Origin of the sequence: Streptomyces sp. 8L (assembly GCF_020176795.1) — a bacterium.
Classification (GTDB): domain Bacteria; phylum Actinomycetota; class Actinomycetes; order Streptomycetales; family Streptomycetaceae; genus Streptomyces.
The window spans coordinates 25,697-37,387 of the sequence record NZ_JAIUKE010000081.1; the positions used below are offsets into that span (position 1 = coordinate 25,697).

Here is an 11,691-nt window from a genome sequence, read left to right on the forward strand (position 1 = left end):
CCCCCCCGCCGGCCCCCCGGCGGGGGGGGGGGGGGGGGGCGGGGGCCCGGGGGGGGGCCCCGGGCCGGTCTCAGTCCGAGGCGGACCCGGCCTGCAGCCGGTCCGCGCCCGGGGTCAGCAGCCGAGTCAGACGCTCGGCGGAGGCGTCCCAGGACCAGCGCTCCGCCACCCACGAGCGGCCGGCGTCGCCCATGGCCTCGGCCCCTCCGGGGTTGCGCAGGACCGCCGACACGGCGTCGACGACGCTCTCCACGTCCGTGCCGTCGACCACCGTGCCCGTCACCCCGTCGATGACCGTGTCGGGGGCGCCGCCCGAGTCACCCACGACCACGGGCAGCCCGCTGGCGGAGGCCTCCAGGAACACGATGCCCAGCCCCTCCGCCTCCAGCCCCGCCTTCCGCGTCCGGCACGGCATGGCGAACACATCGGCCGCCGAGTAGTACAGGGCCGTCGAGGCGTGGTCCAGCCCTCCGGCGAAGACCACCTGCCCGTGGGCGTGCCGGGCCGCGAGCTTGCGCAGCCGGGCACCGTCCGGGCCGTCGCCGACGATCACCAGGACGGCGTCGGGCACGGTCCGCCGGATGCCCGGCAGCGCCCGTATCAGTGTGTCCTGGCCCTTTCGCGTCACCAGCCGGGAGACGCACAAGATGACCTTCCGGCCCACCAGCCCATGGTGCTCGCGGACCTGCCTGGCCGCACCGGGCGCCGGCCGGAACGCCGCCGCGTCCACGCCGGGCACCAGGCGCGCGAGTTCGGCCCTGGGCCCCAGCGCCGGTGCGATGCGGCGCCGTGTGTACTCGCCCAGATACGTGACGACGTCGACGTGTTCGCCGATGCGCCGCATCACCTGACGTGCCCCGGGGGTCCGGGCCCACCAGATCTCGTGTCCGTGGGTGGTGGCGACCATGCGCCGTATCCCTCCGCGCCGCAGCGCGGGCGCCATCGCCGCGAGCGGCGCCGCGGCTCCGAACCAGACCCGGTCGCAGGCGTGTGTCCGGGCGATCTGCAAGGCGCGCCGGGTCACGCGGGAGGTGGGCAGCAGTGTGTGGCTCGGGTCCCTGACCACCGGGAAGGGCAGTGTGGCGTCGTAGGCGGCGGCGCCCGGTTCGCTGGATGTGTACACGACCACATCGTTGTCGGGTACGCGCGTTGCCATCGCATGCACGAACGTCTCGATGCCGCCCTGACGCGGAGGGAAGTCATTGGTGACGATCAGAGTGGTGCTCATGAGTGGTCGCTGCCTCACTGGGGGAAGGGCGGTCAGGTGGTGAAGAGGTAGTTCCGGCAGTCGTCCGTGACGCGTGGGACGGACACCCAGCGCCCGTTCCGGTGCCGGTGCGCTCCGTAGCCGAGGCCCTGAAGATGCTCGACCACCTCACCGGGATCCCCGCCGTACTTGGCCAGGTGCCGGTCCTCGATCTCCAGCAGAAGGACGGGCCGGAAGCGCCGGAGAGTCTCCGGTCCGCCCCGCAGTACGGCGAGTTCGGCGCCCTCGACATCGGCCTTGATGAACGTCAGGCGCTCCAGGCCCACCCGACGGGCGAGCTGGTCGAGGGTGCGGACGGGAGCCCGCACGATTCGCGCCGTGTGGAACTCGGCGTTCGGCCCCGGACCGTCGGTGCCCTCGGTGAGGTACGCCCGGCCGTGCACCGGCAGTCCCCGCCGCACCGGCAGACTGAGCGTGCCCTGTCCCGGCCGCTCGCCCAGAGCGGTGCGGTGCACCGTCACATTGCGGGCCCCGAGCAGGCGCGCGGCGGTGTGCAGCCAGTGGCTGGGGCCGGGCAGCGGCTCCACGCTGTGGATGTGGCCGGTCGGCCCGGCCAGTGCGGACAGCATCCAGGTGTAGAGACCGTACTCGGCACCTATGTCCAGGCACTCGGCTCCCCGCGGTACGAACGGCCGGAGGCCGGCGACTTCCTCCTCGACGAACGACAGCCGCTGCGCGCCCCAGCCCAGTGCGCCGGCGACCACGGCCGTGCGGTTCCCGCTCATCGGGCGCCTCCGACCGCGACCGGCAGCTTCGGGCGGGACGCCACCACGAGGAGGCTTCCCGGTGGGTCCGACCTGCGGGCACCCGCGCGCACCAGTCGGGCCCACGCGAACAGGAAGACCGGAAGGGCGAGATACCCGAACCGCCCGGCGGGCGCCAGGAGGAAGGCCAGACAGAGCCCGAACGCGAGCCGGTCGGCCGCCGCCACGAGGTCGCGCGGCGGCCGTACGACGAGAGAGAGGGCGACGGCAGCCCCGCCGGCCAGCAGCAGGGCCATCGCCACGTACCAGCCACCGGGCCCCAGGTCGGCGAGCAGCCGGCCGGGCAGCGGGCTCGCCGCCGGGGTCGCCCACGGGCCGCGCCCGGTGGGGAAGGCGAACACCTGCTGCACCAGGGGGCCAGGCGACAACAGGGCACTGGGCAGCACCAGCGCAGCCGCGCCTCCCACCGCCGCACCCGCGGCACGCACCGCGGCACGCGTCCCCGCACGGTGGCCGAGAAGGACCACGACGACCGCGACGGCGGGCCACGCCGTCCACTTCAGGGCGCAGGCCACGGCGAGCGCGAGACCGGCGGCAACCGGCCGCCGCCGGTCCGCGCACGCGAGCGCCAGACACAGCAGTCCGGTCATCGGGAGATCGATGCCGCTGACACACAGCGGGAGCGCTACGACGGGCGACGCGATCAGCGCGCCGATGGCGAGCCCTCCGCCTCCGCTCCGCCCGAGAACACGGCGTGCTCCCCACAGAGAGCCGAGGAACGCCGCGGCACACCACAACCGGGCATCGCCCAGCCACCCGAGCAGCCCGCCACCGAGAACCGCATGCGGCAGTCCGAAGACGGCCATGCCCGGGAGGTACGGCGTGACCTCCGCCACCGTGTGGGGAGCGGCCACATAGGGCGTGGCCTGATGGAGCGTCAGCAGCCCGGAGCGCTCGATCACCCCGACCTCGCTCTGTGCCTGGCCCGTCAGTACCAGCAGCACGAGGGGCACGACGACAGCCCCGCCGAGGGCCAGCCAGACGGAGACGGTCCGCCCGCGCGGGTGCGACGAGCGGGCGGCAACGGCCGCGCAGAGATAGCCGATGCACGCGCACATGCCCCACAGGCGGTGCGGTCGCGGTGCCGTGATCAGGGGGAACACAGCGGCCCACACGGCGGCCACGAGCCAGCCCGCGCACCACAATGCCCGTTTGTCCGAACGTTGTTGAGCCAGATAGGTCAGCACTCATCCATTGCAGCCGGATCTGCTCACCGGGTCATGACAGCCAGGTCGAGACCTGAAGGTCGGGTTTTCCCCACCACGCGGCCCACGCTGCCCGGGTGAACGCGGCTGGGAGGAAACGGAGTTGCCGGACGATCCGGCGCCACGAGACGGCGTTGCCGATGACCTCGCCCAGTACCGGGCCGAGTTCGGGACGGGCGGACCGGGCACGCCGACGACCGCCGTCACCCGTCCCTTGCGCGCGGCCCCGATGTGCGGGCTGTCAGGTGTCTTTTCGCTGCCCCGGTCACTGCTTTGCGCGCGCACCCCGAAGCCCTGCCCGCCGGCACCCATCGGGCCGGGCCGGCGCGCAGCCCGTGGTCCACGCCTCGCGGCCGGCGCACTCGCGCCTTCGTGCCCCGTCCGCTCCGGGGCCCCGGACCGGACGGGGCACGAAGGCGCGTAGCGGCTTTCGGGCCGGGCCAGGGCCAGGTGGCCGCGCAGGGTCGTGAACTCGTAAGCGGTGCGGAACACACCGCGTCGTTGCAACGCCGGAACGAGGCCCCGGGTGATCGCGGTGAGGTCGTGGGGCAGTGCGCCGGGGCGCAGACGGAAGCCGTCGAGGCCGACGGCCTGCCAGTCGAGCAGCAGGTCGGCGAGTTGCTCCGGGTCCCCGTGAAGACCTCGGCGTCCGAGGTGAGCCCGGAGCCGGCCAGGTCGTCCAGGCGGGCCTTGCGGCGGGCCGCGGCGCCCGGCTCGTCGTCCTCGGGGACCATCCGGGACCGGCGTCCTTGACCGGTCCCAGCGGCCACCACGACCGGGTTCCTGCGGGGGCGCGGGGCGCGGAGCGGACCGGGGACAGCCGGACGCGGGGGGGGCGCCCCCGGGGGGGGCAGGCGCACGCCGGGCCGGGACGTCAGGTGACGGTGACCGTCACCGGGTCGGACCGCGCCGGGGTCGAGGTGGCGTCCTCTGCGCTCGCGGTGAGGGCGTGCTGCCCGGCGGCGGGCGCTGCGGACGCGGTGCACGTCCATGTCCCGTCGTCGGAGGCCGAGGCGGCGCACAGGTCGGCGTCGTCCGCCCGTACGGTCACCCGGGCGCCCGGCTCGGCCGTTCCCCGGACGGCGAAGGCGCCCGTGACGGCCGCTCCGCCGGCCGGGGAGGTGATCTTCACCGGCGGCGGGAAGTCGCTCAGGTCGGGCATGCCCGCTCCGCCGACTCTCACCGCCACGCTGTGGACCGTCACCTGGCCCCCGCCATTGCGGATACGGAAGTGGGGGGCGGAGTGCTGGCCGCCGCCGAAGGAGGCGTCCGGGACGTTCACGGTCGCGGTCTTCCAGGCGTCCGTGCCGGTCAGCGGGATGGAGGGGGCCGCCTCGTACGGGTCGTCGCTCCCGTCGTCGTACTGCACGGCGAAGGAGCCTGTGCCGTGGTCGTAGTAGGAGACGGTGAACGCGGCCGTGTAGTACCCGGCGTGCGCCACGGAGTCGTCGATGTCGAAGTAGATGTTGCTCTGGGTGCTGGTGCGGGCGGACATCCCGCCCACAGTGGACGCCGTGGTCGGGCCGTCGAAGCCGTCGGACGCCCGCTCGTCCTCGCTCATGCCGTAGGCGTGGTTCCGGTGCGCGCCCGGCTCCGGGTGTACGTGCAGGGACGGACAGGCCGCGCTGCGCCGGTGCCGCACCGGCCCCGCGCGCCGCGGCCTCAGGACTCCGCGTCCCGCCGCTCCTTCTCCCACGCGGCTCTGCTGACGGGCGCCGGCCGGGTCAGCTCCCGGCCGTCGACGAAGAGGTCGACGTGCTCGTTGTAGAACGCCACCAGCCCCGCGACCGGGGAGAGCTGGCGCGTCGGGAAGTCGTAGGCCCACGCGAGGTCGGGGTGCGTCCCGGTCTCGGTGCGGACTGACCAGTAGCCGCTCGTGGTGCCCTTGTAGGGGCAGCTGGTGACGGTGTCGGTGGGCACCATGCGGGTCCAGTCGACGTGGACGCGGTCAAGGTAGTAGCGCGTCGGCAGGCCCGTCTCGAAGACGGTCACGGACGAGGGTGCGTCGGCCACGACCGTGCCGTCCACCTCGACCCGCACCGCCCGCCCCGAGCGCAGCGCGTCGACTCGGGTGTACGGACTCCTCGGATGTACGAATACCTGTTCGTCCTCTTCGAACCAGGCGTCCACCGACTCCCACCGGAAGCTGACGAAGCCCACGATGGCCTCCGGCGCGCCATCCGCCCAGACCCAGGCCGCGCCCGGGCGCTCGACCCCGCCGGTGCTCAGCGTGTGGCGCGTTGCCGGCCCGACAGCCAGGGCCAGGGAGCGGCCCTCGTCGACCAGGGCCCCGGCGGTGATGTCTTCGCGGGGGACGCAGAACTGCGGGTAGCCGGGCCAGAGCCATACGTACCGCGCCCGTACGGTGTCGAAGACGGGGCGGCCCGCCACGAACCCGCGCAGGCGGCGGGGCACGGGTTCCACGTGTCCGACCGGAACGATCATTCCCGGGTGGTCCGGGGTGTATCCCGTCATGGGGCCTCCCTCATCGGCTTCTGTGACCTTCACGGGTGGCACCGGGGACCGCAAGCCGGCCACGCCGCGCGTCCGGGGCATCGACCGCGGGTGGCCGGGTGGCCGGGTGGCCGGCCGTGGCTGGCCGGCGCGGCAGGCGGGTGCCGAACCCGGTGTCGCCGTCCGGCGGCACCGGCGGGCGCGGTGACCGCCTCGCCTTGATCGCTGAGGTACCGTCACCTCATGGCGGACGATATTCATCCAATCACCATCAAAGGTGGACGGATTGCAACACGACGTCTCCTTCTCCGTCCCTGGACGGGAGCGGACACGGAAGCCGCTCTGGCGGTCTACGGCGCCGGTGAGGTGTCGCGGTGGCTCGCCCCCGCGCTGGAGCGGGTGCCGGACGCCGCCGCGATGCGGGTGCTCATCGATCAGTGGGCGGACGAGTCCGAGGCGCTGGAGCCGCCCCAGGGCCGGTGGGCGATCGAGCTGCGTGCGACGGGCGAGACCGTCGGTGGGGTCGCCCTGCTGCCGCTCCCGCCGGACAACCGCGATCTGGAGATCGGCTGGCAGCTGGCGCCCGGCGCCTGGGGCAGGGGCTACGCGGCGGAGGCGGGCCACGCTGTCGCGCACCACGCCTTCCGGTCGGACGCGGACGAGGTGTTCGCCGTCGTCCGGCCCCGCAACGAGCGCGGTGCGGCGACCGCCCGCCGGGTCGGGATGGAGTGGGTCGGGGAGACCGACAAGTACTACGGCCTGACCCTTCAGGTGTACCGCCTGCGCAAGGGCGACCTGGACGACTCCGGCCCCACCGCCGGTTTTTGAGCCCTGCCGGGAGGGTCGGGCAGCCCTCCGGCCGACCGTGAGCCGCAGGGCGGCCCGCAGGGGCCCGCGTCGGGGCCGGTCCCGGGGCCTCAGCGCTCCAGGGTGCGGTGCGCCGTCTCCGGCAGCTTCACATAGACCGCGGCGGACAGCAGGCAGAGCACCGCCACGTACCAGGGGAACCAGCCGGCGTGGCCGGCCTCGCCGAACCACGTGCCCACGTACGGCGCCGTGCCACCGAAGAGCGCCACGGTGAGGGAGTACGGGAACCCGATGCCGGCCGCCCGTACCCGCGCGGGGAAGACCTCCGCGTTGACGGCCGCCGCGACCGCCGTGTATCCGGTGAGCAGCACCATGCCGCCGCACTGCACCAGCAGGAGCGACCAGAAGGCGCTGGTGATCAGGTGCAGCAGGGGGACCGCGAGCACGGCGAACCCCACCGCGAAGGCGATGAGGGGCGGCTTGCGGCCCACCCGGTCCGACAGCATGCCGCCGAGCGGCTGGAGCACGGCGAAGAAGGCGAGCGAGATCGTGCCGACCGTGAGCGCGTCGCCCTTGTCGAAGCCCGCGTTGACCGTGGCGTACGTGGGAAGGTACGTCGTCCACGTGTAATAGGCGATCGTGCCGCCCGCCGTGATGCCGCAGATCAGCAGGGAGGCCCGCGGATGGTGGCGCAGCGCCTCGAACAGCCCGGGCCGCGCGGCGCCCGGTTCGGCCGGGCCCCGGGTCTCGACGGCCCCCTGCCGTATCCAGAAGCCGACCAGTGCGATGACGGCGCCGAACAGGAACGGAACACGCCATCCCCACGACGTCATCTGACCATCCGTCAGATTGTGTGCGAGCAGTGCCGCGATGCCCGAGGCGATCAACTGGCCGCAGGTGGTGGAGACATACTGGAAACTGGAGAACAGCCCCCGCCTGCCGGGCCCCGCCGACTCGACGAGGAACGTCGTCGAAGCGGCGAACTCCCCGCCGACGGAGAGGCCTTGCACGAGCCGTGCGAGGACGAGGACGACGGGCGAGAGGACCCCGGCCGCCGCGTAGGTGGGTGTCACACCGACGAGCAGGCTGCCGCCGCCCATCAGCAGGATGGTCAGGGTGAGCGCGGCGCGGCGGCCCCGCCTGTCCGCGACGGCTCCCATCAGCAGGCCGCCGACGGGCCGCATGAAGAAGCCGACGGCGAACACGGCGAACGCGGACAGCAGCGGGACGAGGGAGCTTCCCGAGCCCTTGGGGAACACCCGGTCCGCGAAGTACACCGCGAGGAAGGAGTACGCGTACCAGTCGTACCACTCCGCCGCATTGCCGACGGACGCGGCCGCCAACTGGCGCACGGGCAGTCCCCGGGCGCCGCCGGGTGGCCCGAACGCAGCCTTCCGGTCCGTGTGCGGCTCGCCGGCCGGGGCCCTGTCGCTCATGTCGTCGGGGAACCCTTCGCTCGTACGGCGTCGTCGGCCGGCCGTGCCGAATGGCGCGCACGACCGTCGGAACCTCTTTCCCGGTGGACCCCCCTTCACACACGCCTTTCGCCGGAGGGCAGCCGGGGCGGCGGTTCTCGCCCGCGCGCCCCACCGGTCCCACCTGTGCCCCGCGGGGGAGGGTGGGGCACGACAGCGGTCAGAGGTCCTTCCTGAACGGCAGGGGCCCGATGGTCTCGGGGTCCGCCGACAGGTCGAACAACGGCCGGTAACCGGCGGCCAGATAGAGCGCGCGGGCCTCCGGCTGGCGCGGGCCCGTGGTCAGGTACACGCTCCGGTACCCGGACGCGGCGGCGATCCGCTCCAACTCGGCGACGACACGCCGGGCCAGCCCCCGCCTGCGGTGTGCCGGGTGGGTCCAGATGCGCTTCAGTTCGGCGGTCGTCCCGTCGTAGCGGCGGTACGCGCCGCCCGCCACCCCCGCACCCGCCTCAAGGAGCAACAGCAGTACACCGTCAGGGGGTTCGAACTCCTCACTCGGATACCGGGCCATCTCGGCATGGGCGTCCTTGCCGTAGCGGGTGGAGTACTCGTCGCCGAGCTGGCGCAGCATCGGGGCCACCAGCGGGTCGGAGACGACCGTACGCAGCCAGGTGGCGTCCGGAGAGCCTGCGACGGCGGAGGGGACAGCAGTCATGACGGAACGCCTTCCTGGTGGCCGTGCGTGCGGAACACGCGGTGGCAGAAGCGGTGTTCGGGCGACAGGGCACGGTGAGCCCGGTGCCTCAGGGACGCACGGGCACGGCCCGCGGAAGGCTCCCACCCGGGACGGGCCCGCGCACCCGCATCACGGACGGCGAACGCCGGTGAGCCGGTACACCGGTACGCCCGTAGGCCGGTACGGGCATACCGGTACGCATGCTGGGCGGCGAGCGGGTGCCGCACGCGGATGCGGCATGCGAGGACGGGGCGAGGGTGAGGTGCCGGGGGAAGCGGGGCGGGAGGCCGTCAGGCGCGACACGAGGCGGACCACACACGACCGAAGTCGATGTGCCCGCGGGTGACCAGCGCAACTCGCTTCTGCATGGAGCCAGTCGACCACCCGCGCCGCATCCCGTCAACCGCCGTCCTGACGAGTGGGACGGACGGCTCCAGCGTTGACACCGGCCGCGCCGCCGTGCCTAACTGAGGGCGCCACCGGTGCCCTGCCGGCGGTACGCGACGCCTCACGGGGCGAAGAAGAGTGTCGGCGGTGACAGCGATGTGCGCAGGAGCGGAAGAGGCCAAGTGGCTTTGCCACGGCCGGTTCTCCGCGGTCCTGGACCGCAGTGTCGACCTGCTCCGTGTCAGCAGCGCCCTCTGTCCGCGCTGTCCCGCCGCGAACTGTCGCTGACGCCTGCCGCCGTCTCCCGGCCGTCCGAGGCGGCCGCAAGGCCGGTTCCGCCACAGAGCCCGCGGCAACGGAATCCCCACCCGGAGTCCCTCCGTACAGGCGATCCCCTCGCCCCACCTGTGCCTGCCGGAGTGTGATCCGGCTGGAGGGACAGGCGGCCGAGCGCCCGGCTAGCCAGTGGTCTGGGGCCGCCCGGGTATAGCGCGGTCCGCGGCCATGACCCGTGTGTCCCGCGCCGCCCCACACCGTGCTGCCACGGACACGTCGCCGGATCGCCGCGCGCACGTGCCCACCGCGGCCCTGTCTTGAAGCGCTGCGTCCCCTGGCGCCGGCGCGTCCCGCGCCCGGTGTGCAGGGCGGTCCGAGTGCCACGCCTGCGCGGGCCGTGGCGGCCACCGGGCGGGCGCCCCGATGTACCTCCGTTCCTGCTGATCCGATCCTTTGACCCGACTCCGCTGGAGCCTCCATGAGCGAGCCACCCGCCTCCCCGCCTGTTCTCGAGCCGCCCGCCCCGGCCGTCTCCGCGACGCCTCCCGAGTCCGGCGCGCCGCTCGCGGCGCAGCGTGTGCTGCCGCTGCGGCGCCCCTGGCGATGGGTCGCCACCCTGGTGGTGCTGGTGGTGGCCGCCCAGGTCGCGCACGGCCTCGCGACCAATCCGTTCTACCAGTGGGACAGGTTCCAATACTGGTTCCTGCGGCCCTCGATCCTCGGCGGGCTGCTGATCACACTGAAGGTCGCCGCGTACAGCGCGGTGCTGGGGCTCGCGGGCGGGGTCCTGCTGGCACTCGGCCGCCTGTCACGCAACCCCGTGCTCAAGGCCGTCAGTTGGGTCTACATCTGGTTGTTCCGCTCGGTCCCCCTCATTGTCGTGCTGCTGTTCCTCTACAACTTCTCCGCGCTGTACAAGACACTGAGCCTCGGGGTTCCGTTCGGACCCGGATTCCACTTCGACGAGTCGCACCTCGCGACGGATCTCGTCATCGCGGTCGTGGGGCTGAGCCTCAACGAGGCGGCGTACGCGGCCGAGGTCGTCAGGGCCGGGCTGCTGTCGGTCGACCAGGGACAGCACGAGGCGGCCGACGCGCTCGGGCTCCCGCGGCGCTACCAGTTCACCCGCATCGTCCTGCCGCAGGCCCTGCGAGCCATCGTGCCGTCCTACGTGAACCAGCTGATCGGCCTGGTCAAGAGCACCTCGCTGGTCTTCTACGTCTCGCTGCTCGACCTGTTCGGCCAGGTGCAGAACATGGGCAGCACCTTCCCGGGCGACGTCGTACCACTGCTGCTCGTGGCCACCGTCTGGTACGTGATCCTCACCAGCGCCGTGTCCGTCGTCCAGTACTACGTGGAACGGCACTTCGCACGTGGAGCCCTGCGCACCCTGCCGCCCACCCCGCTCGCCAGGCTGCGCACCGCCGTACGCGTCCTGCGTGCCCGCATCGCCCTGGGAGCCGCCGCATGAGCGCGCACACCGACACCGAGAGCACGCCCGCCGCCGCGGGCACGTCACCCGACACCACGACCACGGCGCACACGACCACAACGTCCGTGGCCCCGACGGCGACTGCCGCACCCGCCGCGGTCGAGATCCGCGGCGCCCACAAGTGGTACGGCACACATCACGTACTCGACGGCGTCGACCTGACCGTGCCCGCCGGACAGGTCACCGTCGTCCTCGGCCCCTCCGGCAGTGGCAAGTCCACACTGCTGCGCGCCATCAACCACCTGGAGAAACTCGACGCCGGACACGTCCTGGTGAACGGCGAACTCATCGGGGTGCGCCGCCAGGGGGACCGGCTGCGGGAGCTCGGCGAACGCGCGATCCGCACCCAGCGGGGCCGCATCGGCTTCGTCTTCCAGAACTTCAACCTCTTTCCGCATCTGACCGCCGCGGAGAACGTCGCCGCCGCCCCGGTCGCCACCGGGCGCAGGACCCGGGCCGGCGCGCAGGACTGGGCCAGGACCCTGCTGGGCCGCGTCGGCCTCGCCGACAAGGCCGACGCGTACCCCCGCCAGCTCTCGGGCGGCCAGCAGCAGCGTGTCGCCATCGCCAGGGCGCTCGCCCTGGAACCCGGTGTGATCCTCTTCGACGAGCCCACGTCCGCGCTCGACCCCGAACTCGTCGGCGAGGTGCTGGCCGTCATCAAGTCCTTGGCCGACAGCGGCACGACACTGATCGTGGTGACGCACGAGACCGGATTCGCCCGCGAGGTGGCCGACGACGTCGTCTTCCTCGACGCCGGGCGCATCGTCGAACAGGGCCCGCCCGACGTGGTGTTGGTCAACCCACGGCACCAGCGCACCCGCGAGTTCCTGAACGCCGTCATCTGACCGCCGCGGAGAACGTCGCCGCCGCCCGGCCCCCGCC

At 73.2% G+C, this 11,691-nt stretch carries 10 protein-coding genes and 1 pseudogene; 3 read left to right on the forward strand and 8 right to left on the reverse strand.

Annotated elements, in window-relative coordinates; all coding sequences use genetic code 11:
* Positions 1 to 70: 70 nt before the first annotated feature.
* From LCE31_RS08835 to LCE31_RS08860, 6 genes and pseudogenes are all read right to left on the reverse strand, one after another.
* Positions 71 to 1,228, reverse strand: coding sequence for a glycosyltransferase family 4 protein (locus LCE31_RS08835; RefSeq protein WP_225013461.1), 1,158 nt, complete (start codon positions 1,226 to 1,228; stop codon positions 71 to 73).
* A 32-nt stretch (positions 1,229 to 1,260) separates the two neighbouring features.
* Entirely contained in the window at positions 1,261 to 1,992 is a 732-nt protein-coding gene (locus tag LCE31_RS08840; RefSeq protein ID WP_225013462.1) for an FkbM family methyltransferase, read from the reverse strand.
* The gene (locus LCE31_RS08845) at positions 1,989 to 3,218 is read right to left on the reverse strand and encodes a glycosyltransferase 87 family protein (protein ID WP_225013463.1); all 1,230 of its coding nucleotides are present in this window, start codon (positions 3,216 to 3,218) and stop codon (positions 1,989 to 1,991) included. The genes LCE31_RS08840 and LCE31_RS08845 overlap by 4 nt, the downstream gene beginning before the upstream one ends.
* A gap of 435 nt (positions 3,219 to 3,653) precedes the next feature.
* Positions 3,654 to 3,958 (reverse strand): annotated as a pseudogene (locus tag LCE31_RS08850) (LLM class flavin-dependent oxidoreductase); the annotation flags it as partial.
* Positions 3,959 to 4,110: 152 nt separating this feature from the next.
* Positions 4,111 to 4,797, reverse strand: coding sequence for an Ig-like domain-containing protein (locus LCE31_RS08855; protein WP_225013464.1), 687 nt, complete (start codon positions 4,795 to 4,797; stop codon positions 4,111 to 4,113).
* A gap of 101 nt (positions 4,798 to 4,898) precedes the next feature.
* Positions 4,899 to 5,711: a DUF427 domain-containing protein gene (locus LCE31_RS08860; protein ID WP_225013465.1), complete on the reverse strand. Its 813-nt coding sequence runs from the start codon at positions 5,709 to 5,711 to the stop codon at positions 4,899 to 4,901.
* Between the two features lie 222 nt (positions 5,712 to 5,933).
* Between LCE31_RS08860 and LCE31_RS08865 the strand changes: the two genes are divergently transcribed.
* Positions 5,934 to 6,518: a GNAT family N-acetyltransferase gene (locus tag LCE31_RS08865; protein WP_225013466.1), complete on the forward strand. Its 585-nt coding sequence runs from the start codon at positions 5,934 to 5,936 to the stop codon at positions 6,516 to 6,518.
* 89 nt (positions 6,519 to 6,607) lie between these two features.
* Here the strand turns inward: LCE31_RS08865 and LCE31_RS08870 are convergent, their stop codons facing one another.
* Positions 6,608 to 7,933, reverse strand: coding sequence for an MFS transporter (locus LCE31_RS08870; protein WP_225013467.1), 1,326 nt, complete (start codon positions 7,931 to 7,933; stop codon positions 6,608 to 6,610).
* Positions 7,934 to 8,132: 199 nt separating this feature from the next.
* A complete protein-coding gene (locus tag LCE31_RS08875) occupies positions 8,133 to 8,630 on the reverse strand; it encodes a GNAT family N-acetyltransferase (RefSeq protein WP_225013468.1) in 498 nt (165 codons plus the stop codon).
* Between the two features lie 1,162 nt (positions 8,631 to 9,792).
* Between LCE31_RS08875 and LCE31_RS08880 the strand changes: the two genes are divergently transcribed.
* Together LCE31_RS08880 and LCE31_RS08885 are read left to right on the forward strand one after the other, a co-directional pair.
* Positions 9,793 to 10,785: an amino acid ABC transporter permease gene (locus LCE31_RS08880; RefSeq protein WP_225013469.1), complete on the forward strand. Its 993-nt coding sequence runs from the start codon at positions 9,793 to 9,795 to the stop codon at positions 10,783 to 10,785.
* Entirely contained in the window at positions 10,782 to 11,654 is an 873-nt protein-coding gene (locus tag LCE31_RS08885) for an amino acid ABC transporter ATP-binding protein (RefSeq protein WP_225013471.1), read from the forward strand. The genes LCE31_RS08880 and LCE31_RS08885 overlap by 4 nt, the downstream gene beginning before the upstream one ends.
* Positions 11,655 to 11,691: the final 37 nt, after the last annotated feature.

What these genes read in the sequence shown, in the direction of transcription:
- LCE31_RS08835 (WP_225013461.1), bottom strand. Translation starts at nt 1,228, where the DNA reads ATGAGCACCACTCTGATCGTCACCAATGACTTCCCTCCGCGTCAGGGC.
- LCE31_RS08865 (WP_225013466.1), top strand. Translation starts at nt 5,934, where the DNA reads ATGGCGGACGATATTCATCCAATCACCATCAAAGGTGGACGGATTGCA.
- LCE31_RS08855 (WP_225013464.1), bottom strand. Translation starts at nt 4,797, where the DNA reads ATGAGCGAGGACGAGCGGGCGTCCGACGGCTTCGACGGCCCGACCACG.
- LCE31_RS08880 (WP_225013469.1), top strand. Translation starts at nt 9,793, where the DNA reads ATGAGCGAGCCACCCGCCTCCCCGCCTGTTCTCGAGCCGCCCGCCCCG.
- LCE31_RS08840 (WP_225013462.1), bottom strand. Translation starts at nt 1,992, where the DNA reads ATGAGCGGGAACCGCACGGCCGTGGTCGCCGGCGCACTGGGCTGGGGC.
- LCE31_RS08885 (WP_225013471.1), top strand. Translation starts at nt 10,782, where the DNA reads ATGAGCGCGCACACCGACACCGAGAGCACGCCCGCCGCCGCGGGCACG.
- LCE31_RS08860 (WP_225013465.1), bottom strand. Translation starts at nt 5,711, where the DNA reads ATGACGGGATACACCCCGGACCACCCGGGAATGATCGTTCCGGTCGGA.
- LCE31_RS08875 (WP_225013468.1), bottom strand. Translation starts at nt 8,630, where the DNA reads ATGACTGCTGTCCCCTCCGCCGTCGCAGGCTCTCCGGACGCCACCTGG.
- LCE31_RS08870 (WP_225013467.1), bottom strand. Translation starts at nt 7,933, where the DNA reads ATGAGCGACAGGGCCCCGGCCGGCGAGCCGCACACGGACCGGAAGGCT.